General features: G+C 54.5%; 18 protein-coding genes and 1 pseudogene. 6 read left to right on the forward strand and 13 right to left on the reverse strand.

Annotated features, from left to right (window positions below; translation table 11 throughout):
* Positions 1–74: 74 nt before the first annotated feature.
* The 8 genes from AFK62_RS14100 to tssB all read right to left on the reverse strand — a co-directional run bounded on the left by AFK62_RS14100 (position 75) and on the right by tssB (position 11,558).
* Positions 75–2,432, reverse strand: a complete 2,358-nt coding sequence (locus tag AFK62_RS14100) for a type VI secretion system Vgr family protein (protein WP_007667205.1) — start codon at positions 2,430–2,432, stop codon at positions 75–77.
* A complete protein-coding gene (gene tssH, locus AFK62_RS14105) occupies positions 2,429–5,101 on the reverse strand; it encodes a type VI secretion system ATPase TssH (RefSeq protein ID WP_007667207.1) in 2,673 nt (890 codons plus the stop codon). The genes AFK62_RS14100 and tssH overlap by 4 nt, the downstream gene beginning before the upstream one ends.
* Before the next feature lie 163 nt (positions 5,102–5,264).
* Positions 5,265–5,756: an Hcp family type VI secretion system effector gene (locus tag AFK62_RS14110; protein WP_007667209.1), complete on the reverse strand. Its 492-nt coding sequence runs from the start codon at positions 5,754–5,756 to the stop codon at positions 5,265–5,267.
* Between the two features lie 2 nt (positions 5,757–5,758).
* Positions 5,759–7,438, reverse strand: coding sequence for an OmpA family protein (locus AFK62_RS14115; RefSeq protein WP_053531978.1), 1,680 nt, complete (start codon positions 7,436–7,438; stop codon positions 5,759–5,761).
* Complete coding sequence (gene tssL / locus AFK62_RS14120) at positions 7,438–8,127, reverse strand: type VI secretion system protein TssL, short form (protein WP_007667213.1); 690 nt, start codon at positions 8,125–8,127, stop codon at positions 7,438–7,440. Before tssL ends, AFK62_RS14115 begins: the two co-directional genes overlap by 1 nt.
* Positions 8,124–9,473, reverse strand: a complete 1,350-nt coding sequence (gene tssK, locus AFK62_RS14125) for a type VI secretion system baseplate subunit TssK (protein WP_007667219.1) — start codon at positions 9,471–9,473, stop codon at positions 8,124–8,126. The genes tssL and tssK overlap by 4 nt, the downstream gene beginning before the upstream one ends.
* A 12-nt stretch (positions 9,474–9,485) precedes the next feature.
* Positions 9,486–11,036, reverse strand: a complete 1,551-nt coding sequence (gene tssC, locus AFK62_RS14130; protein ID WP_193352469.1) for a type VI secretion system contractile sheath large subunit — start codon at positions 11,034–11,036, stop codon at positions 9,486–9,488.
* Positions 11,037–11,060: 24 nt separating this feature from the next.
* Positions 11,061–11,558: a type VI secretion system contractile sheath small subunit gene (gene tssB / locus AFK62_RS14135; protein ID WP_007667225.1), complete on the reverse strand. Its 498-nt coding sequence runs from the start codon at positions 11,556–11,558 to the stop codon at positions 11,061–11,063.
* A gap of 739 nt (positions 11,559–12,297) precedes the next feature.
* On the opposite strand from tssB, the gene AFK62_RS22260 reads away from it, so the two are divergent.
* From AFK62_RS22260 to aqpZ, 3 genes and pseudogenes are all read left to right on the forward strand, one after another.
* A complete protein-coding gene (locus AFK62_RS22260) occupies positions 12,298–12,591 on the forward strand; it encodes a hypothetical protein (RefSeq protein ID WP_007667228.1) in 294 nt (97 codons plus the stop codon).
* Positions 12,563–12,970, forward strand: a pseudogene (locus AFK62_RS22900) (DUF4942 domain-containing protein). Before AFK62_RS22260 ends, AFK62_RS22900 begins: the two are co-directional and overlap by 29 nt.
* A 1,348-nt stretch (positions 12,971–14,318) precedes the next feature.
* Positions 14,319–15,014: an aquaporin Z gene (aqpZ, locus tag AFK62_RS14145; protein ID WP_007667238.1), complete on the forward strand. Its 696-nt coding sequence runs from the start codon at positions 14,319–14,321 to the stop codon at positions 15,012–15,014.
* A 578-nt stretch (positions 15,015–15,592) separates the two neighbouring features.
* Here aqpZ and AFK62_RS14150 read toward each other — a convergent pair.
* The 3 genes from AFK62_RS14150 to budA are packed head-to-tail and all read right to left on the reverse strand — an operon-like array spanning position 15,593 to position 18,864.
* Positions 15,593–16,363: a (S)-acetoin forming diacetyl reductase gene (locus tag AFK62_RS14150; protein WP_007667240.1), complete on the reverse strand. Its 771-nt coding sequence runs from the start codon at positions 16,361–16,363 to the stop codon at positions 15,593–15,595.
* Positions 16,364–16,383: 20 nt separating this feature from the next.
* The gene (gene alsS, locus AFK62_RS14155) at positions 16,384–18,063 is read right to left on the reverse strand and encodes an acetolactate synthase AlsS (protein WP_007667241.1); all 1,680 of its coding nucleotides are present in this window, start codon (positions 18,061–18,063) and stop codon (positions 16,384–16,386) included.
* A 21-nt stretch (positions 18,064–18,084) separates the two neighbouring features.
* Positions 18,085–18,864: an acetolactate decarboxylase gene (budA, locus tag AFK62_RS14160; RefSeq protein ID WP_032984108.1), complete on the reverse strand. Its 780-nt coding sequence runs from the start codon at positions 18,862–18,864 to the stop codon at positions 18,085–18,087.
* A gap of 106 nt (positions 18,865–18,970) precedes the next feature.
* On the opposite strand from budA, the gene AFK62_RS14165 reads away from it, so the two are divergent.
* Both AFK62_RS14165 and AFK62_RS14170 read left to right on the forward strand, forming a co-directional pair.
* Complete coding sequence (locus tag AFK62_RS14165; protein ID WP_007667247.1) at positions 18,971–19,843, forward strand: LysR substrate-binding domain-containing protein; 873 nt, start codon at positions 18,971–18,973, stop codon at positions 19,841–19,843.
* Between the two features lie 95 nt (positions 19,844–19,938).
* A complete protein-coding gene (locus tag AFK62_RS14170; RefSeq protein WP_007667251.1) occupies positions 19,939–20,907 on the forward strand; it encodes a magnesium and cobalt transport protein CorA in 969 nt (322 codons plus the stop codon).
* Here the strand turns inward: AFK62_RS14170 and AFK62_RS14175 are convergent.
* The gene (locus tag AFK62_RS14175) at positions 20,885–21,241 is read right to left on the reverse strand and encodes a cupin domain-containing protein (RefSeq protein WP_007667254.1); all 357 of its coding nucleotides are present in this window, start codon (positions 21,239–21,241) and stop codon (positions 20,885–20,887) included. The genes AFK62_RS14170 and AFK62_RS14175 overlap by 23 nt on opposite strands.
* 350 nt (positions 21,242–21,591) lie before the next feature.
* On the opposite strand from AFK62_RS14175, the gene ypdK reads away from it, so the two are divergent.
* Positions 21,592–21,648: a membrane protein YpdK gene (ypdK, locus tag AFK62_RS23090; protein ID WP_097566156.1), complete on the forward strand. Its 57-nt coding sequence runs from the start codon at positions 21,592–21,594 to the stop codon at positions 21,646–21,648.
* A gap of 46 nt (positions 21,649–21,694) precedes the next feature.
* Here ypdK and alaC read toward each other — a convergent pair whose 3' ends face one another.
* Complete coding sequence (gene alaC / locus AFK62_RS14180) at positions 21,695–22,936, reverse strand: alanine transaminase (RefSeq protein WP_007667257.1); 1,242 nt, start codon at positions 22,934–22,936, stop codon at positions 21,695–21,697.
* Positions 22,937–23,081: the final 145 nt, after the last annotated feature.

Genomic DNA, 23,081 nt, shown 5'->3' on the forward strand with positions numbered 1-23,081 from the left:
AGTATTCGTCTTTCCGTGTTATGAACGGCTTCACTTCAGAGTGCTTAAGAGATCGACCACTAATGGTTTTCTGCTCAATCATTGAATGATTTGCTGCTAATTTTGCTTTCCTGAGTAATATCCGTCAGGCTGAAGTTCGGGGTTTCATTGGGAAGGTTTGCGCCGGTACCCGGCACCAGATAGTTTGATGTCTTCATAATGAAATCACCGGAGGAACCATGCTCAATCCCGTTCTTACTCAGCCTCAGGTAAGACCCGCCACCGTTAAGCGTCAGCGTTTCCGGGGTGCTGATAATTATTTCGTCTTCACTACTGGTCACCGTCAGCTGCTTTTCAGAAAACAGGGCCATCGTGTTGTGTTGAGCCTGAATCTCAATGTCTCCCTGGTTGGCAACCACCTTCGCCCCTTCTTTATGCACAAACAGACCGAGGGCTTTTTCTACCGTGACAGACAGATTTTTCATCGCACCGATATCAAGATGCTGACCGGCATTAATCATGGTGTTCCGTGTGCTGCTGAGCTGAAGGTGTTCCCCTGAGGTGAATGCTATCCCCTGCGGAGCGCTGCCCAGCAGTACCGCAGACTGAAGGTCTTTGATTCTGTCGGTTACGAAGCTAATCTGAGTGTTGATGTCGGATACCAGTGCACCGGCGGCTTCTGCGGCGCTGTTCAGCGCCTGCATCTGGCTGTTGGCCTGGTTAATCTGGGTAAGCGCAGGCGCCATTTCCAGCACCGGGCCCTGGGCTTTGGTCTGCGCATCCGCCGTCAGGAAGAGACCTTTAGCCGCACGTACTGCGCCATACTCATCCGTTCGCAGTTCAAAACCGGCACCGCGCTTTGCACGCTGGCTGTTGACCAGGTGTCCCATATTAAGCTGCGTTTTGCCGTATTCCGTCGCGAGCTTGATATGCTCTTGCTGGCGCTTATCCTCCATCCGCAGCTTATTATTCGCCGGCGTACGCCACACATTCCGCGTATGGTTGTCACGGGTGACAGGGTCAGGATGTTCTGAATCATGCAGGGCATAAGCGATATAGGGACGGTCCGGGTCACCACTGTCAAACATCACCGCCACTTCGGTTCCGTCAATAAGCGGGGAGTGGAACCCGTAGGTATCCCCGGCATAGGGTTTGGCTAGCCGCAGCCATAAATAGGCATAGCCTTGTTCCGAACTGTTGCGGTCGAAGTGCAGCCTCACCCGGTATCGCCCATCCGAGTCGAGCCAGGAATAGGTGTCACCTTTCTGTGTGCTTTCCACCCGGGCAGGCAGCGAGCCGGATATCACCGGTCGACTGAGCAGTGCCGGACGATAACAGACGGTTTCACTGTAGGGGATACCCTCAAACGTCAGCGTAAAGCTACTTTTGCGCGAACCGCTGGTGCGCACCGTTGTGATGACGATGCCATCGCTGACGGCATCGGGAAGCGTTCCGTCCGTTTCCAGTACCTGACCCGGGGCCAGATGAGGGCTGGAGGAATGCCCGCTAACGCGGAACTGCATGTTCAGGATACGTTCATGACGCAGACGGGCGAAGTATGCCCCGGTCTCTGGGCTTTCCGCATCGCCTGCCGTCAGGAAGGGTTCCGCGTAATGGTATGTTTCTCCGGTGGTGATACCGTCCTGGTTGCTGATACTTTCAGTGCTGTCCTGAGGCATTAGCGCTTCGCGGTAGTTGTAGTCGCGGGTGGACACACTTCCGCTCACCACATTGTATGCCGTCTGAATATCCCAGATGCTCTCCTGCCCGCTGTCACTCATCCCGGCCGGGTTGCGCAGTGGCAGCGTGATGCCAAATTCATACTGCTGCTGGCTGTCCTGAAAAATCACCACGTCCTGCTCAAGACGGCTGTCCATTTCATAGCGCCAGTAAATGCCCACCTCCGCCAGCAGGCGCTGGATAAATTCAAGGTCCGTCTCCCGCCACCGGGTGATGAGCTCCCGGGACGGGTATTCCCGGGAGAGCCGGAGCTCAAAATCAGGCCCTTCCAGACCGTGTTTACGCAATACCTGTTCAACCACTTCAGTAACTGACTGATTGAGGTAGATTTCGCTCCCTTTCGTATAGTCCAGCAGGGCAATACGGGGAACGATCATCAGTGCGTAACGGGTCTCATCATTCGAGGTGGAGACGCGGCGAAACGACTCCACTACGCCAAAAATCGTCCGGACCGGCAGCGCCGGCGTCCCGTCAAACACAGGAGTCTGGAAGGTAAATGACGCCGGTTTCAGCAGTAACGTGTCGCAGGCAATATCCGCCGAGGAGCAGGTGACCGCCACGTCATAGCGCCAGGGTTGGCTGAGGGATTCCAACGCGCTGAAGCGCAGCACGTCCAGAAATTCAGTGCAGCCATGTACGTCAACGCGATAGCGTGACTGGCCCAACAATTGTTGTGTCTGGCCGCCAGCCTTGCTTATCAAAGCATCGATCATGACACCTCTCCTGTTGCATGCTCATTAAAGACCAGAACAATCCCTTCACCCTCATCCCAGCCCAGACCTAGCGATTCAGGCTTCTGCCCTGCGGCCATGTGCGTCAGCAACTGCTGACTTAGCACCGGCAAAATCTGCTGGTTGAGCAGGCTGTCGATATTCCGCGCTCCAGTGTCCGGCAACAGGCAGGCATCGGTCAGCGCGTCCAGCAGGCTGTCGGCAATCATGGTCTTCATACCGTAGTGACGCGCCAGACGCCTGCTTACCTGGTTCAGCTTCATGCCGACGATGGTGCGCATGGCATTCATTGCCAGCGGGCGGTATATCACCGTCTGGAAGCGAGCCAGCAGCGCGGGCTGGAAGTGTTCGCGCAGGATCGGGCGTAACAACTCATGCAGCTCGCTCTCAGTGGCTTCTGGTTGCTCTTCCAGTAACTGCATCAGCGGGTCACTGCCCAGGTTGGACGTCATCAGGATCACGGTATTGCGAAAATCAATTTCACGCCCTTCGCCGTCGCGCATAAAGCCGCGGTCGAACACCTGATAGAACAGGTTCATCACGTCGCGGTGTGCTTTTTCGACTTCATCCAGAAGCACCACGCTGTAAGGGCGCTTGCGCACCGCCTCGGTCAGAATGCCGCCCTGACCGTAACCGACGTACCCCGGTGGAGAACCTTTCAGTTGCGAAACGGTGTGTGGCTCCTGGTATTCCGACAGGTTGATGGTGATAAGCGATTTCTCCCCGCCATACATGACGTCAGCCAGCGCCAGCGCGGTCTCTGTTTTGCCCACCCCGCTTGGCCCCACCAGTAAAAACACACCCTGCGGCCCGTTTTCCTGTGTCAGGCCGGTTTTTGAGGCCCTCAGGCGTTGAGCAATGGCATTCAGGGCAGGATTTTGGCCGACAACGCGGGTTGCCAGCTGTTCTTCCAGTGTCAGTAGTTCGGTTTGCTCATCTTTCATCAGTGAGGAGAGAGGGACACCTGTCCAGTCGGCGATAACGGTCGCCACGGTGCGGGTGTCCACGTCCAGCGAGAGCAGCGGCGTGCTGCCCTGCAATGCAGAAAGCTCCTGTTGCAGCGCGGCAATATCGCTCTGACGGCTGATATCCTGGCGCACCTCCAGCAATTGTTCCGTCAGGCTCAGCTCGCGACCGTACTGAGTTTCCAGCACGTCGAGTTCGACAATCAGGTCGTTCTGCAGTTGTTCAATCGCCGCCAGGCGTTCGCCGTGCTGGTTATTGCCCAGCGCAATATCTTCCAGCAGCGCCTGTTTCTCAATATCCAGCGCAGTGAGCTTCGCGCGGTACTGCATCAGCGCCTCCGGCACGGTGTCGAGGCTCATGCGCACGCGGGCGGATGCTGTGTCGAGCAGGTCTACGGCCTTGTCCGGCAGTTGGCGGCCCGTCAGGTAGCGGCGGGAAAGTGTCACAGCGGCTTTTACCGCATCGTCAGTGATATGCACACCGTGGTGTCCGGCATAGCAGGATTTCAGACCGCGCAGCATCAGGCAGGCCGTGTCATCATCGGGCTCATCAACCTTGACCATCTGGAAGCGGCGTTCAAGGGCTGCGTCACGCTCAAAATACTGTTTGTACTCGCTCCAGGTGGTGGCCGCTATGGTACGCAGTTCGCCACGCGCCAGCGCCGGTTTCAGCAGGTTCGCCGCATCCGCGCCACCGGCCGAATTCCCCGCGCCGATGATGGTGTGCGCTTCATCAATAAACAGCAGCACCGACACCGGGGAGTGTTGGACGGCGTCGATGATATTCTTCAGGCGCTGTTCAAATTCACCCTTTACACCGGCACCCGCCTGAAGCAAGCCCAGATCCAGTGTCCTGACGATGACAGGCTTAAGACTTTCGGGCACATTACCTTCAGCGATACGCAGCGCCAGTCCTTCAACAAGGGCCGTTTTACCCACGCCGGGTTCACCCACGAGGATCGGGTTGTTCTTCCTGCGTCTGGAGAGGATATCCACCATCTGACGGATTTCGTTATCGCGTCCAAAGACCGGATCAATCTTTCCTTCCCGGGCACGGGCGGTCACATCGACCGTAAAGCGATTGAGAACGGACTCTTCCTGTAAAACGGCAGGCTGCGCACTTCCGCCTTCAGCCTGGTTTTGTGCTTCATGTTGTAACGGCGCAGCCCGGCCGATAATGCTGGCATTGCCAGGCTGCTCACTGAGCGCAACGTCATGCCGCTCATCTGACTGGGCCTCCAGCAAGGGACGTAACCTTTCCAGCTGGCTGGTGGTCAGCGTCATTAAAGGCCAGAGGCCATCACAGCGTGTCAGCCCGGACGTTTCAACCATGGCTGTAAGCAAATGAATACTGCGGATCTGCTCATCTCCGGCGAGTGTGGCGGCAAGCCAGGCCTGTTTCAGCAGAGTCTGAAGGGATGCAGAAAGCTCTGGTCGGGTGCGAACTGAGCGTGGCTGTGCATCCAGCCAGCTCAGGAGTGACTGCCAGACGGTATCCATATCCCATTCGTAGCGGCGAGCAAGAACGGTCAGATCTCCTTCTCCCTGCTCCAGCAACTTTAACAGCCAGTGCTCAGGCGTGATTTCAGCATGCGCACGGGTCTGGCATAAAGAGGCCGCACCTTCCAGTGCTCTGGCGCAATAGGGGTTAAGTCGTCGTAGCAGGACTGCTGAATGATGTTCCATGTCGTTCCCTCTTGTTCAGGCACGCTACCGCCCCTGGCCGTCAACCGATGCCCATAAGGTACATGCCGATAAATTGTGATACTGCTCTGCGAAGCGTCCGTCTGACAGGCGCTATGCAGAACAAAACAAAAATGGCGGACAGAGGGTTCTGTCCGCCAGGGTCTTACGCAGTGGTACGTTCGTTCCAGGAATCGGAATGAATGATGTTGCCGTCTTTGTAGGTCCAGGTGATTTTTTCGTAGCGCAGCTCGATCTGCTCAAGGTGGTTATGCTTCTCGAAGGAGGCATCCTTGATGTCGTGCATTTTCGGAGCGACTTTTACCAGTTTGACGTTTTCCAGTTTGGTGTTGAAATACTCAACTTCCTGGCCTGCATCGTTGATTTTGTACCACTTGAATTCAGCAGACTTCAGGGTCTGGCCCGTGGTCACGGCTTTGTAAAGGTAAGGGCTGGAAGAGTCGATTTCTTTGGTAAACAGGAACGGCGTGTGAATACGGGTGCCGGTCAGTTTGCCAGTATTGTTATCGGTCGGGATGTACAGGTTGTGTTCCTGAGCAACAACTTCGATGCTTCCTTCGCGGTCTCTCACATCTACGGAACCCTTGATGTCAGCGCCGCCATCGTCTTTCAGCCACAGATAAACTGGGATTGCCATGTTTACTTCTCCATTTCTTGAGTTGAAACGTCACGCACATCCTGTGACGCAATTTTTGCGCCTGGCAGACGACAGGCGTCAGCCTGCGGTACCAGACTGATCTCGACACGCCGGTTATGCGCACGGCCATCAGGCGTGTCGTTTGATGCAATCGGTCGGCTGTCACCGTAACCCTGCACGGCAAAACAACTCTCCGGTACGTCCCCGGTATCACGCATCCAGTTACGGACGGACTCAGCGCGGTGCAAAGACAGGATCTGATTGAGCTGTACGCTGCCGGTATTGTCGGTATGGCCGCTGACTACTATCAGCCAGCCTGGTTTGGCTTTGATACCCACCAGTGCGTTGACGAGTATTTTGGTTGAGCCGTCTTTGAGTACCGATTTGCCGGAATCGAACAGCGACATGCTGTCGAGACGGACAATTTTCGGGACCGGTTTCGGTTCAGGGGCGGGTGGTGGTGTCCAGGTATCGATAGCCTGTTGCAAGGCCAGCCAGAGGCGTTGCCCCGGGTAATAGCCCAGGCTGTAACGCAAAGGCTCTCCCTGACGCTGCCAGCGTTCAAGCAGGAGCGCATCCTGTTTCAGAGCGGTGAGTGATTCCGCCTTAGGAGGGTAATGGTTCATCGGGATAGCATTCCAGCGCTGTAAATCGGTACTCACCTGACGAATGAGATCACGATTATTGAGTGCAGAAATACCCAGTGCGGTCAGGGCGCACAGCCACATCAGCAGAACCAGACGACGGGTACGTTGCCCTCCCTGTACCGTCGACGCAAAAGGTGCCAGCAGCGGCAGAACCGGATCCGGGAACAGGCTTACCTGCACTGCTGGTCCGGCTTTGCGGGTAAACTGCAAGCAGGTCCGGGAACAGAGCCAGTCGGACCAGACTGACTGAGCCTCTGGATTGACCACGCCGAGGCGCATAGCAACGGAAAATGCACGCACGGGCGGCGTTAACCGGTCCGCTTTCTCCAGCTCATGGGTCAGGATATGACGGATGAAGGAAAATGCCTCCCTGACGGCTGGCAGTGCCAGGATATGGTCATCCGCCTGTTGCCAGTCAATAAATGCCTGAGGCGAATCATTAACCGAACAGACAATCGGCTTATCACCACGAACGATTATCCACGGCGTTACAGGCCCGGAAAATTCGGCACTCAACACCACCGGCAGTGTGAAACCTGTCAGGGATTTAATCTGCTTACACTGCTGGCGGAGCGTTTTCAGTGTGGAACGAAGAACGGCTTCATCCTGATGCTGGTCTGGCAGGCAGCGGTACATCACCGAGAGCTGACCGACCTGGCGCGGGAACTGCGTCTGTATGCTGCGGACAACGTCAGTTAACTGGCTGACATCACCGGCCCGTAGCCACCATCCCTGAGCTGTTTTGCGCAAAACGCTTCCCTGGAACAGGGTATTCAGTAGGTCACCACATACCAGGACAACGGGCCCCCCGGTGTCGGGTAATGGCAGGTCATCAGCGGTGATGGTGGCATCGGATTCTGGCTCATCACGCCGACAATGTTTAAAAACAGTCCAGCCTGCCAGAAGGAGGATCAGAAGAGTGGTCAGTCCTTTAAACACGTTGCCTGTCGGGATGAAATACCAGAGCAACCACAGCAACGTGACAACGGCGACAAAGGTGTGCAGGGCAACCGGAATAATGACTGATCTACGCATTAACCACGCAGCTCCGGTATGTGTGCTGACAACAGTGCCTGGAGCCACAGATGGCCACCCCACCAGATGACGCCGGTGAGGATGATGGCGAGCGCTATCCAGAACCAGACTGAGCGCATCAGACTCCAGCGATGTCTCCCCATCCGGTGAATAACCAGAGAAAGGCCTGCATCAGGCGGAGATACCCGCTCAGAGAGGGCTTTGACCACCTCATCCCTCTGCGACTGACTGACCGCTTTCAGGCTGTACAGTCCTTGAAAGCCCAGGGCTATCACCCGGTGATAGCACGTCAGAACGGCCGGGTTCGGTGAGGGCTGGCGCAGGACCTCAGCAATGCGGTCCCACAGCGCTTCGCCTGCCCGGAGTGAGCCAAAAAAGCGCGCCTGAAGCGGCGCTTTACGCCAGGCGACCTGGCCCTCATCAATTTTGGGCTCCTCTTCTTCCTCACTTTTTTCAGGCTTACGGCTCATCACTGTCTCATCAAGCAAAGCGCACTGTGCATAGGAAATATGTTCGACGCTGGCCTCGTCATAACCGGCACGCACCAGCGCTTCCCGCACACTTTCAATCTGTTTCACGCACTTGTTGTAAAGCGCAGTGCCATTAAGCGTGACGGCACCCTTTTTAAGCATGGTGACGGTGAGCCAGGTCTCCGTCATCAGCTGGTCGATATCGATATCCTGTCTCATGAGCGCAATACCGCAAACAGTTCAAGTTCAAGCGCGCCAAGCAACTCCGGTACATAGAACATACACACGCCCTGCTCCTGCATTTCATGCGCAGCGGGGCTTTCCATATCAAGTGCGAAATACTGGTTTTCCATGCGTACAGGCAACGCAGCCGGGACCCTGCTCACCGGAATCAAAGGGATCCCCTTGAGTGCCGCACCATAGATCTCGGTGACATCATCTGGTGAACCCGCCTGACAAAGTGCAGGGAATTTCTCGGCGACCTGCCAGGCCGGGATATCCGAGCGCACAGAGAGCCAGAGGTCGGCCTCTTCACGCAGGCGGATATCATGGAGGTTGGCCTTCCAGGTCTGTCCGTCCGGGCGGGACATCTCCAGAGCAATAACCCGGGATGGCAGACTGGCCTCCAGCAAACCCGTTATCAGGTCAAACAGCGGAGGAAACGCATTGGCCGGTTCCTCGTGGTCATAACCTGGTATGGCGTCAACATCATGGTCCAGTGAAAAGGTCAGCATACTCCCTGCCAGACGAGCGAGCTCCGCCCACACCTGTTCAGGTGGGCGGGAAGGAAAACGTTCGTATTCTGTCAGCACTCTGGCGTGAGAATTCAGTGCATTCAGTAACCAGAAAAGGGAAACATCGGCGACGGCAAAATCGGCGAGCCTTTCGTTGCTTTCACGACGCATCGTCATCAGACGCTGGCGTCGGGAGCGTAACTGACGATTAAGCAGCATCAGACGTTCGCGCAGGATCGGGCTTGCCCCAAATAACGCCACTGGAGGAATAAAAGACGGATCCTGTCGCCACACTTTTTGCTCATCCCGGATCAATCTTGCTACCGGGCACACTTTCCACGAATCATTGCTTTCATGGGCAAACCGGATGCTGAAATTAAACCGGGCAACGGCCATGGACTCTTCCTCAGAGCCAAAGGCATCCTGCAACGTTACCCACTCTTCCCGATAGCGAAGCGGCCTGTTTGCACTGATGCCTTCCTGTTCTACGTTGGCAACACCTGGCTGCATGTGGGGAAGTGCGATGACGACAGTTACCGCATCACGACCTGCCAGCTGGCTGGCATCTAACTCACGCGGCGCCGGAGGCAGATCGCTTCTTTGGGCATCAATCAGAGAACCATCTTCCAGCCAGAGGCGTAACTGCGTAATCTGGATCAGGCCGGACGAAAGAAGACTGTCATTAAACTCAATCTTTTCCACACCCCAGGGGAATGGGGATGCCAGCGCTGATGCACCGGCACTGCGAAAAGACTCCCATTCAGCCTGCTGCTGGAACTGTTGAGGGGACAGTAAAGCCCCCTCGTTCCACAGTGGACGATAAATTTTCATCCCTGCCCTGCCTTATGCTTTTGCTTTAGGCATCTGGGATACCAGCGACAGATTGACGTCCATCCCTTCCACCTGGAAGTGCGGCACCGCGTACAGTTTCACACGGAAGAAGCCCGGGTTATCCTCGATGTCTTCAACGATGACTTTGGCATCGCGAAGCGGATGGGATGCCTGCAGTTCGTCGCCCGGATCGGTCATTTCGGTCACCAGACCGCGCACCCAGGTGTTGAGTTCCAGCTCCAGCAGACGGCGGTCTTTGGTGGTGCCGATGTTCTCGCGCTGAATCAGCTTCAGATAGTGCGCGATACGCGACAGCAGGAAGATGTAAGGCAGACGGGCGTTGATGCGGCTATTGGCGGTGGCATCGGCAGTGTCATAAATAGCCGGTTTCTGGGTTGAATTCGCCGAGAAGAAGCAGGCGTAATCGCGGTTCTTGTAGTACGACAGCGGGATGAAGCCAAGATTGGAGAACTCAAATTCACGGGTCTCCGGTATCATGACTTCCGACGGAATTTTCACCTGATTGCCGGTACCGAGGTCGTAGAGGTGAATTGGCAGGTCCTTCACCGCACCACCGGCCTGTGGACCGCGAATTTGCACGCACCAGCCATTGTTGATAAAGCTCTTCACCATGTTGGCGGCAAAGGCAAACGAGGCGCTGGTCCAGAGATACTTCTCGTGGTCCGGGCCTTTGACCTGCTCGATATAGTTGAAGCTGCGTACCGGCACCGTGTCCGGACCATACGGCAGACGACCCAGCACACGCGGCATCACCAGACCCAGGTAGCGGGAGTCCTCAGAGTCACGGAATGCTTTCCATTTGATATATTCAGCGCGGTCAAAATAGTTACCGATGTCTTTAATAGCAGCGACTTCTTCCATCGAGGTCTTATTGAAGAATTTCGGCCCGGCAGAGCCGATAAAGGGCATATGGGCAGCCGCAGACACTTTGGAGATATTACGCATCAGCGCCACATCCTGCGCAGAGGCGTCAAATTCATACGCCGAAATTACCGCCCCAATCGGCTCTCCGCCGGGCTGATCGTACTCACTCACATATGTGTGCCAGTACAATCCGCTCTGGATAATTTCCGGTGAATCCTCAAAATCCTGACGCAGGTCTTCTTTGGCAATATCCAGAATTTCGGTGCGCACGTTCTGGCGGTAATCGGTGTTATCCACCAGGTGCTTCATTCCGCGCCACAGGCTTTCCACTTTCTGAAATTCAGGGCTGTGCATCACTGCATCAAGCTGACGGCTAATCTGGTAATCCAGCTCAGCGATATGGTGGTCAATTAACGTCTTGTCGAGCTTTTCCACTTTCTGACCGGACTTCGTCAGGCACTGCAGAAAGACCTGCACCCCGGCGGTAATACGCTCGTTCGCATCGGCTTCCGCCATCGCGGCTTCATCCTGCCAGATGCTCAGGTCGCTCAGGCCGGTTGCAGGCATCAGGTTGATTTTCTCAAACAGGGAGGCATACACCCCGTTATCAGTGGAACGTTCCCGGACGAGTGTCTCGCCGCCGGAGACAGCATTTTCATTCTGTACAGACATCAGCATAATCCTGTGTTGGTCCGTCAATAATCAGGCGTGTTTCGGTGCCAGAGCGGCGATTTCATTACGCAGTTCGTTGCTCAGTGCCGGGTCGCGTAAGATCAGTTCCAGCTCTTTGCGGAACATGGAATTATCGAGAAGATTAGATTTGAGGTCGCGCAGCAGGCTGCGCATGGCGAGCATAGCTTTTAATTGCGGGATTTGACGAGCCACCTGCTCTGGCTCGAAGTCTTTCATATTCCGGAAATCAAGGCGGATATTTTCTTCGCTGCCGTCATTAGCCAGTGTATTTTCCACCGTCAGATTGACCTGCGGAGAGAACTCGCTCAAAACGCTGTCAAAGTTATTTTTATTAATGCCAACTTTTTCACGCGCTGATAATGGGCTATTTTCACGACCATTGCTGAAATCACCTACTGTCAGTAATTTCAGGGGTAACTCAACTTTTTTCTGCGCACCACCCGTGTGTAGCGATAACTTAAGATTAATACGCGCTTTAGGCACTTCATTCTGAAACGAATCAGACATACCCCACTCCCTTTCAACCAGTGATTGAATACCGAAAATGACACTCCTTTACAAACAGCATTGTGGTGCAAATGACTTATTTAGATCAGTGACCTAGATCAACATACTTAATAAACGCAAATAAGGAGCATTTTACTCCGTTAACGGACTAGCGTTGATGCAGGATTCAGGATAGGGAGAAAAGAAGCTGACAAGGGCAGGCAGATAAGAGAAAATATTCAACTGAACACAAAGAGGAAATCAAACTTCTGTGAAAAAGATATTCCTCTCGCCACATATCTCAATGCAGCAAATTGTAACTAAAAGAAAATGAGCGAATCCTGCCACCATTCAACCCCGCATCCATCCTCGTCCTTTTATTATTTCCACGACCATTAAGTTATATATAAATCACGCTATACCCCATAAAGAATATATTAACAAAACAAATAATACGAGCATGAATCATGAATTCATTGGCGAAACAGATCGAATTCCAAAAAATTGCTCCATCAAAACGATCTGACTTTTAAAAAGTGTCTGTCAGCATCCGCACTCATTGATGCCTCCCATTCAGAGGGAATTATGGAAGACGCTTCATTGGTGGATGACCGTCAATTACCGTTATCGAAAGCCTGGAACAGTGCCATCAGGGGAGGTGAATTGTCGATACCGGCATATCAGCTCTCCAACCGCTGGCTAAAAAGGTGGTGACATTAACCGCCGGGCTGAACGTTTTATCAGGCTGGAGACATTACGGGTGGCCGGTCTGACGCTAAGTGCGGCGTTGTGCGGCCAGTCGGTATTTATCGTGCGGGTCTGCCAGCTGCGGCGGCTGGCGGTCATGCTGACGGTGGGGGAAGAGGATTTACGTACGGAGGCGACGCAGCAACTGGCGGTTGAAGCGCTGTCTGGCGAGCAAGGGGAAGTCTGGCTGCGCCGTCGTGCCGGTTCTCTGTTTCTGACGCTCCCCAATGAGCTTTACCGCACGTTTCAGGCCGGGCAGCAGTTTCACCGGCGTTACGTTGCCCCGCAGTGTCATCAACGAGTTTGAAAGCCTGAGCTGGAACTATCGCTCCAACTGCCTGTGCTATTTTGGGAAGAAAATCATCGTGGAGTCGGTGGTCAGGTATGACCGGTGGGGATTTCACTTCAGCCGCGGCTCACGCAGCAATCAGCTAGTTGACCTGGAGCGAATGCTACACCTGCTGGACGGTAAGTCGGTGCCCGATAACCGGGCGGATATTGCGTCACGCCTCGATAGCCGCGTTAGTCAGCACGGGAAAAGTGCGAAAGACTAATGCGATGATTATCTGTCGATACGCTATTTCCAGAAAGGCTCCGCATACATTACCTTCAGGCGTCCAGACCTGGTGGAGAAGATGAACGACACCATCGCAAAACACTATCCGGGAATACTAACGAAGAGATAAGTATGTTCAAGTATTTCTGAAATGGTGTAACTATCCCTGCTCTCAACATAATCAGGCTGCAGTTTCAGATGATTTAATTTTTGACTCCTGAATAGCCAAACAAGTTTGCGGGTACAATTGAGGGTGCCATCTTTAACGAATTAATATATTTTCTTTAATAACAATAAATTAGATTGTAAGCTCGATTTCTGCTGTGACACCATGTTGGTCGTCACGCCACTCAATGCTTCATGCAAAAGCTTGTCTGATCCCTCGTTAGCCGCTGACCTCACTCACGCCTGTTGCCCCGACGCTTTGAGCCAACATTAACATCTGGAAATTTAGGATACGGTGGAGGTTTCAGTATATTTTCGCTGCTTGCTAATATTTCGGATGGCGCTGCGATGGCAAAAAATCCACCGGCCTGACCTGCGCTTAACCAAGCACAGAATATAACATCCGTTTCTGTGTTATCATGCCGACGATAGAAAACCCTAGAGGCATAAAAATGTATCCTTATTCCTTTTATTTCTACCGCCATACCGGTTCAGCCCTTTATTATTCAAAAATAAGTAACCCTGCCTGAAACCAAACAACAGCTTAAAAACAGACTGATCGATGGTCTGGCTCTTTATCTTCAACAAGGTTATATAGATCCCTATTATTTCAATCCTTGTTGTGAAGATGAAGGTGCCGAAGAAGCGGATGATTACCTGCGTAAGCTTGACTCGCTCGATATAGACACGGCTGCTTTTTTCAAAAAGAGAATAGTCACATCAAGCGTTATAACAAACGGTCTATTTAAATCCTCATGCCTGAACGAGCTACTTTTATCAGAAATATATAGATCTCATGCTATAAATTATCTGGTTAAAAATCATCACGATTTATTGTCTGAACCCTTAAAAGCGACCATGTTTTATTTTATTTGCGCTAAAAACGATCCTTGCGATCATGAGAGTGTTCCTGCAGCGCTAATTACAGGAATCAAAAGCCGTTATAAAAAAATTATAGAAGAGAACTTTTCACCTCGTTACCAGGGGTTGTCACCGTATGAAATATTAACAGATTATGAATTATCCGCGCTAACGGCCGAATATGATGCCCTCTGTAAAGCGTATACTTAATGGCTATATTTAAAAAGATATCAATGAGATAAAAAAAGGCATCCCACCCATATTAATCACAACGCTAACAACGCTCCAACAGAAGATTAATCTCGCTTACACAACTTAATCATATGCACAAAGCATATAACATCCTCTTCCTATTTAAGAACAGCATTCGATTTATTTATTCAGCTTAGAAGCTATGATGCTCCGCCGTTATACAACCACTTAATAATTATAGTGCTTACAAGGAAGATAAAATGTTGAGAAAAAATGCGGCTGAGTTTTTCGGCACATTCTGGCTGGTATTCGGTGGCTGCGGGAGCGCTGTGCTGGCTGCCGCTTTCCCTGAACTGGGCATTGGTTTTACAGGAGTAGCGCTTGCGTTTGGTCTTACCGTCATAACGATGGCCTATGCCGTAGGGCATATTTCCGGCGGGCATTTTAACCCTGCCGTCACGCTGGGTTTGTGGGCAGGTGGACGCATTACCTTTCAGGAGGTTATTCCATACATTCTTTCCCAGGTCATCGGCGGTATTGCTGCGGCAGGCGTACTCTATGCCATTGCGAGCGGCAAAGCAGGCTTTGACGCCGTTGCCAGCGGTTTTGCCGCCAACGGCTACGGCGAACACTCACCGGATGGTTATAGCCTTTCAGCTGCAATCCTGACGGAACTGGTGCTGACGGCCTTCTTCCTGCTGATTATCCACGGCGCCACGGATAAAAACGCGCCGGCGAAATTCGCGCCGCTGGCGATTGGTCTGGCCCTGACGCTGATTCATCTCATCAGCATTCCCGTCACCAATACGTCGGTTAACCCTGCGAGAAGCACGGCAGTTGCTATTTTCCAGGGCGGCTGGGCTTTACAGCAATTGTGGGTGTTCTGGATAGTTCCGATGGTGGGCGGCGTAGTGGGCGGCCTGATTTATCGTTTTCTATTGCAGAGTAAAGACTGATTACGCTTCTTTGCCGCGAGTCTGTACGACGCTAATAAAAACCCGGTGTAAACATTACGCATCTTTATTTAAAGGCCCCGAAAGGGGCTTTTAAATATTCGGGAATGTTTATTGCGCCAAATTCATGGGATCGAGAGGTTCGCTTCAATAATGCGTTCTCGTTCATCGCGCGGATTGTCCACGCTGTAATACGCAACATATTTCTGCCGCTTTCGAAATGATATCCAAACGTCGGCAGGCATTTGCCAGACTGCGGGTAAAAGACAGGCTCTCGAAAGATTTTACGAAAATTTTCGCCCCCAGCGCGTTATCCATAATCTGGACAGACGACAGGCTATCCCCGCTCGCCACGCGGTAAGTTATGCATGGCGTATAGCGGGCCAGGCCTGCACATCCGGTAATCGATCGCCTGGCCCTGCATAGCCGGACAAAAACACTAGCGCACACCCCAGAAAACCCTTTTTCATTTTTACCTCTTCCGATAACGATGCTCAGATACTCCCATACCCGCACTATAAAAAAACCCACCGCATTAACGGTGGGTTTTCGGACATGCCGAAAAAGGTAGATGATAAGGATTAACTGAATACCATACCGCCGTCGATAAGCAGCGACTGGCCGGTCATGTAGTCAGAGTCAGGGCCTGCAAGGAACGAAACGCACGCGGCGACATCTTCCGGCTCGGAGAGACGGCCAAGCGTGATGCGTTTGGCGAACTCTTCCGTGCCGTAGCCAAGCGGTTTGCCCGCGGCTTCAGAGATCTGGCGGTCGATTTCCGCCCACATCGGCGTTTTCACAATGCCGGGGCAGAAGCCGTTGACGGTAATGCCAAGCGGCGCTAAATCGCGCGCGGCGGTCTGGGTCAGGCCGCGCACCGCGAACTTACTGGAGCTGTAAACCGCAAGTTCCGGGTTGCCGACGTGGCCCGCCTGTGAACAGGCGTTGATGATTTTGCCACCGTGGCCTTCGGCTTTGAACGCCTCAATTGCCGCCTGCATACCCCAAATCACGCCTTTCACGTTGATGTTATAAACCCTGTCGATAACCTCTTCGGTGATGGTTTCAATCGGCGTTGACGGCGCGATACCCGCGTTATTGACGATAACGTCAAAGCCGCCCAGCGCGTTGCGGGTCTGTTCCACCGCCGCAAAAACCTGGTCGCGCTTAGACACATCCACGGTCACCGCCAGCGCGCTGCCGCCCTGCTCGTTAATTTCCTGCGCCACGGCATTGGCGGTTTCCGCGTTGTAATCCGCGATCGCTACTGCAAAACCATCTTTGACGAGGCGTAACGCAATGGCTTTGCCTATGCCCTGCCCTGCGCCGGTAACCAGTGCTACTTTTTTCATAATCCGTTCCTTTTGGTGAGTCAGAGAATCTGGCTGAGATGGAGCTGGCCCATCAGCAGCGGGTTATCGCTGTAGTCGACCGGAATGGCGACCACCGCCGGTCCGTCGACATCCATCGCGGCGCGCAGCGTCGGTTCCAGCGCGTCGGCGTTCTCCACCGCGAACCCGGCGGCACCGAACGCTTCGGCATAGGCTTTGAAATCCACCGGTCCGAAGTTCACACCAGAGAGGCGCTGGTATTTTTTCTCTTCCTGGATAGCCACCATGTTGTAGGCATTGTCCACCCAGATGATATGCAGCACATTCGCTTTCAGGCGCACCGCCGTTTCAAGCTCCATGCTCGATTGCAGGAAGCCGCCATCGCCGGAGACGGACACCACTTTGCGACCAGGCTCAACCAGCCAGGCGCCGATGGCCCAGGGCAGCGCCACGCCCATCGTTTGCTGGCCGTTGGAGATCATGACCTGACGTGCGCGGAAGCTGTAGAGATAGCGCGCGATCCAGATGTGAAAACTGCCCATGTCGACGGTCAGCGTCACATCGCTGTTAATGATGTCCTGCATGGCGCGCACGATGCGCAGCGGATGCAGCGCGAACTGGTTAAGCTGCGCGCCACGACGTGCCAGCAGCTCGCGCTGGTTCTGGCGGTCGATCAGAATCTCAGAGGCGCGATCGCTTAAGATAAGCGGCTGTGCGATGCGCTCCGCGAGTTTTTCAAGCGTACCGGCGATATCCCCCACCAGCTCGATTTCCGGCGCGTAATGGCTCTCTTCATACGCGGGTAACACGTCGATATGCACAAGCGTCGCGTTACCGCTGTTCCACATCGCCGGTTCATATTCCACCGGGCTGTAGCCGATACAGATAATAAGATCCGCGAGATGCAACAGACGGTCGCCCGCCTGGTTGTTAAACAGCCCGACGCGTCCCGCAAAACGGGTGAAGTGTTCCTGATTTACCGCGCCCGCCGCCTGATAGGTGCTGGTGACCGGAATATGGCTTTTCTCAAGCAGCCGATGCAGCGCGCGGCTGTTCTCCGGCTGGCTCGCCATCAGGCCGAGCAAAATCACCGGGTTTTTCGCCTCACGAATACGCGCGGCGACATGATCAACGGCGGCGTCCGGCGCCGGCCCAAGCTGCGGTGCGTTTCCGGCTGGCAGAATGTTGCCGTGGGCAGGCAGGTCGACAATATCCTGCGGCAGACTCACAAAGGCGCTGCCCGGTCTGCCGTGCTCGGCCACGCGAAACGCGTTAGAGACCACTTCCGCGATAGCATCGGAGGAAGAGACCTCCACCGCGTATTTGGTCACCGGGCTGAACATCGCCACGGTATCCATGCTCTGATGCACCTGACGCGCTTTATCGGCGCGGCGCACGGCACCGCCCAGCGCGACCACCGGGTCGCCTTCGCTGTTGGCGGTTGCCATGCCGGTGATGAGGTTGCTGCAGCCGGGGCCGGAAGTGACCAGCGCCACGCCTGCTTTGCCGGTGATGCGCCCGACAGCGGCGGCCATAAATGCCGCATTTGCCTCATGGCGCACCGGAATGATCTGGATGCGGGAATCCAGCAGGGAGTCGAAGACCTTATCGATTTTGGCGCCCGGAATGCCGAAGACCTGTTTTACCCCCTGGGCCTCAAGCTGACCGACCACCATGTCGGCACCGTGCGCCCACTGACGCATCCGGTTTTCGTTATCCATGATATTTCCCCTTTCAGACTGTTAGTTTTCTACCGAACGGATGGCGGCATCGAGGTTGTCAGGATGCAGATCGGCGTTGAGAAACGCCGGGTCCGACGGCAGGTCAATCATCAGTTTGTGGATTTCACCGAAGGTGAGCACACCCTGTTCCAGCTGGTAGTCGAGCAGGTGCCCGCCGCCCTGGCGATCGTCGGTGATAAAGTGTTCGTGATATCCCGCGACGTTAATCCCCTGCATGTGCTGCGGGGTGCGAAAGCCCACCAGCACGCCGTCGCGTCCGTCAAAGCGGAACACCGGCTGGTCATCCAGCACATCGGTCATGGCGCGGTACGGGGGCGTCTGGCGTGGTACGGTGCGGGTGTGGGCATGGCGGAAGTGACCGTCGATACGCAGCGCGCAGAAAATGTTGTCGGACGGCACCTGGCGGTCTATTACGTCGTGGATCTGCTGGCGGCTCATCGGGCGGTCGAAACGCTGACGATAATGCGGTTTAAACCAGGTCATGACGGCGAACGGGGTTTTCTGATCAGGGCGCGCCTCACGGGCGCTACCGTCGGCACGCAACTGATGAACTTCATGGCTGAAGGCGATCAGTTCGCCATCGAGTTCGTTAAAGGTGCCAAGGCCAAAATCGCCTTTGGTCAGAAGATCCGCAATGGTGGTATGGCCTTCATAAACGCCGCTCAGTAAGGCGCTCATCATGGATGTTTGATATATCACACATTCTGTATCTTTATCTCGCAGCGCCCGCACGGTTTCCAGCAAGCTTTCCTCGCAAGAACAATCGGTTGCATGGCTCATTGCACTAATCCTCACTCATATTCCGTAAGAAAGATTAATGAAATGTTGACCCGATTCAGCGCAGGGTTCCAATATAGAAAGCATCCCGGTTTGAGACGTTTTAGATATGGAACTTCGTTATTTACGTTATTTCGTCGCTGTCGCCCAGACGCGGCACTTCACACGGGCTGCGGAATTGCTGGGCATTTCCCAGCCACCGCTCAGCCAGCAGATCCAGCGCCTTGAGCGCGAAGTAGGCACACCTCTACTGCGTCGTCTGACGCGGGGCGTGGAGTTGACCGAGGCGGGCGAGGCGTTTTATCAGGACGCCTGTCAGATACTGGCGCTAAGCGACGCGGCGCTTGAGAAAACCCGTGGCATCGCCCGGGGCGTTAATGGCTCGCTCTCGATTGGCATCAGTAGCTCCAATGCGTTTCAGGGGTGTGTCTTTTCGCTGCTGCACGAGTTTCAGCGCCGCTACCCCGCTATTACGCTTTTGCAGCAGGAGGCGAATATGGCCTCGCTGATGCATGATTTGCAGGAAGGACTGCTTGACGCCGCGTTTGTTCGTCTGCCGTGCGAGAGCAGTAAAGCGTTTAATCTGCGCCTGATTGAAGAAGAGCCAATGGTCGCCGCGCTGCACCGCAGCCACCCGTTAAGCGGGCGCGACGAACTGGCATTAAGCGAACTGGCCGGCACGCCGCTGGTGCTCTTTCCGCGCGACGTGGCGCCTGGCCTGTATGAACTGGTCTTTAACGCCTGTCTGCGCGCGGGGCTGGCACCTGCCGACAGCCAGCAGGCATCGCAGCTCTCCTCGTCGCTCAGCATGGTCGCGGCCGGTTTTGGCTTCGCGCTGGTGCCGGTATCGATGCAGTGTATTGCGCATCCGCAAATCACGTTTCATCCGCTCACCGACCAGACGTTAAAAACCGACATTGCGCTGGCGTGGCGCAAATTTGAACGCTCGCCGTCGGTGCGGCGGCTGGTGGAGATGTTTTAAACGCGCCAGAATCGCCTGAATTAACGCGAAAAAGAGGAAGCCTGCGCACAGGCTGCTTATAGTTATCCGGTAAGCGATACCGCAGGGATGAGAAAATGATTGTTAACAGCATGGTGTACCGCCGCGGCCAGGAGCCGCAAGTGATTAATCTTGAAGATATCAGCGAAGCGGTTCAGGACCCTGACGCGTTTATCTGGCTGGGGCTCTGGCAGCCCGACGCCCCTTTTATGCATATCATTCAGCAGGAGTTCGGCCTGCACGAACTCGCCATCGAAGATGCCCTCACCGCCCATCAGCGCCCGAAAATCGAGCAATATGGCGAGTCCATTTTTATGGTGGTGAAAACCGCGTGGAAAAATAAACAGGCCCAAATCGAGTTTGGCGAAACCCATTTATTCGTGGGTAAAAACTTTTTGATTACGGTGCGACACGGCGCGTCGGAAAGCTATGCGCCTATTCGGGTGCGGGCGCAGGAAAACCCGGATATGCTGGCGCTCGGGCCGGGTTATGCGCTCTATTGTCTGCTCGATTTTATCGTTGATAACTATCTGGAGATCACCGCTTCGCTCACCAGTCATATCAGCGAGATGGAAGACCGCATGTTTCGTAGCGAGTTTGATAAACAAGCCGTGCAAAAAGTCTACACGCTGCGCCGCCAGCTGCTCGCCATTCGTAACGCCGCGCTGCCGGTCGATGAGATTTGTAACCAGCTGATTCGCTTACATGAACATATCGTGCCGAAGACGTTACGCCCGTACCTGCGCGACGTGCAGGACCACGCGCACCACGTGGTAATGGATGCCGAAGATATGCGCGAGATGCTCACCAGCGCCATGCATGTCAATCTGGCACTGGTCACGGTGCAGCAAAACGAGGTGGTGAAAAAGCTCGCGGGCTGGGGGGCGATTCTCGTGGTGCCGACGATTATCTTCAGTATGTACGGCATGAACTTCGAGAATATGCCGGAGATTCGCTCATCGTTCGGCTATCCGGCAACCATCGGCGGCACGATCGCCGTCTGCTATCTGCTCTACTGGAAGCTCAAGCGCTCGGGCTGGCTGTAAGATCCACCCGATCACCGCGCGTGGTCGGCTGAGAAATGACTAAAAACTCAGTCTCCTGCGCGCTGTCATTGCGCGCCTGATGCGGCGCCTGCGGCGGGATTTCTATCGCCTCGCCGGGCAACAGCGTCACGCGCTCGCCGTTAAGCTCCATGGTCAGCGTCCCACGCAGCACGAAAAAACACTGGCGCGACTGCTCATGGTAGTGGCGCTGTTCCGCGCGCCCTGCAGGCATTCGCTCATGTATTACGCTAAGCCCCTGGCTTTTCACCAGGTGCCAGCCGTCACAGTCGCCGCCCCAGAGATAATGTTCCGCATTCGCCTTGCTGATTTTCATATGCGCTCCTGTTGAGATGAGCCTTTAGCATCAACATAAAAGGTGATTCCTACAACCACCAGGAATCAGGGATTACTTACCGTAACTAATTTATTTTTTTATAAAAATTGTCTGCTAAAAAAATAATCCGCCCAGGCCCGCGCGTCGCTTGTCACCCCTGAAATAAAGGTTTACATTAGCGCCCGCAGGCCGGTTATAAGGCCGCACGACTCCAGAGAAGCGGCTGCGCAAAGTGGGGAATAGTCCCAAAGTGAATCAGCAGCGGCTTCATCTTTCTATACTGTGACCTTGCGTATTGATTCAGGCGTGCTTTCAGGCATGCGGAGCGATGTAACGTGAAATATTTCTTTATGGGCGTATCGGTGATTTTACTGTTGTGGGCCGGCACGTTTGCCCTGATGATTTAGTAAAACACCTGAGCTAAAAAAACAGGAGCCACTGGCTCCTGTTTTTTTATTCGGCGTCCTGTGAGGGGCCGTTTTTCGCACCCGCTGGCAGCAGGCCATCGGCCCTGAACATCGCCTTGATGCCGCGCACCGCCTGACGGATGCGATCGCGGTTTTCAATCAGGGCAAAACGCACATGGGTGTCGCCGTAATCGCCAAACCCGATGCCCGGTGATACACAGACTTTCGCGTCCTGCAGGAGTTTTTTAGCGAACTCCAGCGACCCCATCGCCGCGTATGGCTCCGGGATTTTCGCCCAGACATACATCGAGGCTTTCGGGCACTCCACCATCCAGCCCGCCTCGTGCAGGCCTTTCACCAGCACATCGCGACGCCGTTTATACTGCTCTGCGATATCGCGCACGCACTGCTGATCGCCTTCCAGCGCGGCGATGGCCGCCACCTGTAGCGGCGTAAAGGTGCCGTAGTCGTGATAACTTTTAATCCGCGCCAGCGCGCTCACCAGCTCCGGATTCCCCACCATAAAACCGATGCGCCAGCCCGCCATATTGTAGCTTTTGGAGAGCGTGAAGAACTCTACCGCCATCTCGCGCGCGCCTGGCACCTGCATGATGGACGGGGCTTTCCAGCCGTCATAAACAATATCGGCGTACGCCAGGTCATGCACCACCAGCACGTCATAACGCTTCGCCAGCGCCACGACTTTCTCAAAAAACTCCAGCTCAACGCACTGAGCCGTAGGGTTGGACGGGAAGCCCAGAATCATCATTTTCGGCTTCGGGTAGCTTTCACGGATAGCCCGCTCCAGCTCATTAAAGAAATCCACGCCTTCGACCAGCGGCACCGAGCGCACCTGCGCGCCAGCGATCACTGCGCCGTAGATGTGGATCGGGTAGCTCGGGTTTGGCACCAGCACCGTATCACCGTGATCGAGCGTCGCCAGCATCAGGTGCGCCAGCCCCTCTTTGGAACCAATGGTGACGATGGCTTCGGTTTCGGGATCGATATCGACGTCATAACGCTCCTGATACCAGCGCGAAATGGCGCGGCGCAGGCGTGGAATGCCGCGTGATGTGGAGTAGCCGTGCGTATCCGGGCGCTGGGCCACGGTACAGAGTTTTTCAACGATATGCGGCGGCGTTGGGCCGTCCGGGTTGCCCATGCTGAAGTCGATAATATCTTCGCCGCGCCGACGCGCAGCCATCTTCAGCTCAGCAGTGATGTTAAAAACGTAAGGGGGAAGACGTTCGATGCGTGAAAAACGGCGTTTAGGACTGAAGTCAGCCATAGGTTCCTCAAAGTGACGTAAGCGCCCGGACCGTCCGAGCGACGCTGCCGCTGATGCGGCTTTAAGAACATAGCCTGGAAAATTTTCTGCTGTCGAGAGGGAAGCGCAAAAATAATTGTCGGGACAAAAAACGGGAACTTTCATT

Source organism: Cronobacter condimenti 1330 (assembly GCF_001277255.1).
Classification (GTDB): Bacteria; Pseudomonadota; Gammaproteobacteria; order Enterobacterales; family Enterobacteriaceae; genus Cronobacter; species Cronobacter condimenti.

Excerpts from the sequence above, each read along its gene's own strand:
- AFK62_RS14100 (WP_007667205.1), bottom strand. The coding sequence starts at position 2,432 with ATGATCGATGCTTTGATAAGCAAGGCTGGCGGCCAGACACAACAATTG.
- tssH (WP_007667207.1), bottom strand. The coding sequence starts at position 5,101 with ATGGAACATCATTCAGCAGTCCTGCTACGACGACTTAACCCCTATTGC.
- AFK62_RS14110 (WP_007667209.1), bottom strand. The coding sequence starts at position 5,756 with ATGGCAATCCCAGTTTATCTGTGGCTGAAAGACGATGGCGGCGCTGAC.
- AFK62_RS14115 (WP_053531978.1), bottom strand. The coding sequence starts at position 7,438 with ATGCGTAGATCAGTCATTATTCCGGTTGCCCTGCACACCTTTGTCGCC.
- tssL (WP_007667213.1), bottom strand. The coding sequence starts at position 8,127 with ATGAGACAGGATATCGATATCGACCAGCTGATGACGGAGACCTGGCTC.
- tssK (WP_007667219.1), bottom strand. The coding sequence starts at position 9,473 with ATGAAAATTTATCGTCCACTGTGGAACGAGGGGGCTTTACTGTCCCCT.
- tssC (WP_193352469.1), bottom strand. The coding sequence starts at position 11,036 with ATGCTGATGTCTGTACAGAATGAAAATGCTGTCTCCGGCGGCGAGACA.
- tssB (WP_007667225.1), bottom strand. The coding sequence starts at position 11,558 with ATGTCTGATTCGTTTCAGAATGAAGTGCCTAAAGCGCGTATTAATCTT.
- aqpZ (WP_007667238.1), top strand. The coding sequence starts at position 14,319 with ATGTTGAGAAAAAATGCGGCTGAGTTTTTCGGCACATTCTGGCTGGTA.
- AFK62_RS14150 (WP_007667240.1), bottom strand. The coding sequence starts at position 16,363 with ATGAAAAAAGTAGCACTGGTTACCGGCGCAGGGCAGGGCATAGGCAAA.
- alsS (WP_007667241.1), bottom strand. The coding sequence starts at position 18,063 with ATGGATAACGAAAACCGGATGCGTCAGTGGGCGCACGGTGCCGACATG.
- budA (WP_032984108.1), bottom strand. The coding sequence starts at position 18,864 with ATGAGCCATGCAACCGATTGTTCTTGCGAGGAAAGCTTGCTGGAAACC.
- AFK62_RS14165 (WP_007667247.1), top strand. The coding sequence starts at position 18,971 with ATGGAACTTCGTTATTTACGTTATTTCGTCGCTGTCGCCCAGACGCGG.
- AFK62_RS14170 (WP_007667251.1), top strand. The coding sequence starts at position 19,939 with ATGATTGTTAACAGCATGGTGTACCGCCGCGGCCAGGAGCCGCAAGTG.
- AFK62_RS14175 (WP_007667254.1), bottom strand. The coding sequence starts at position 21,241 with ATGAAAATCAGCAAGGCGAATGCGGAACATTATCTCTGGGGCGGCGAC.
- alaC (WP_007667257.1), bottom strand. The coding sequence starts at position 22,936 with ATGGCTGACTTCAGTCCTAAACGCCGTTTTTCACGCATCGAACGTCTT.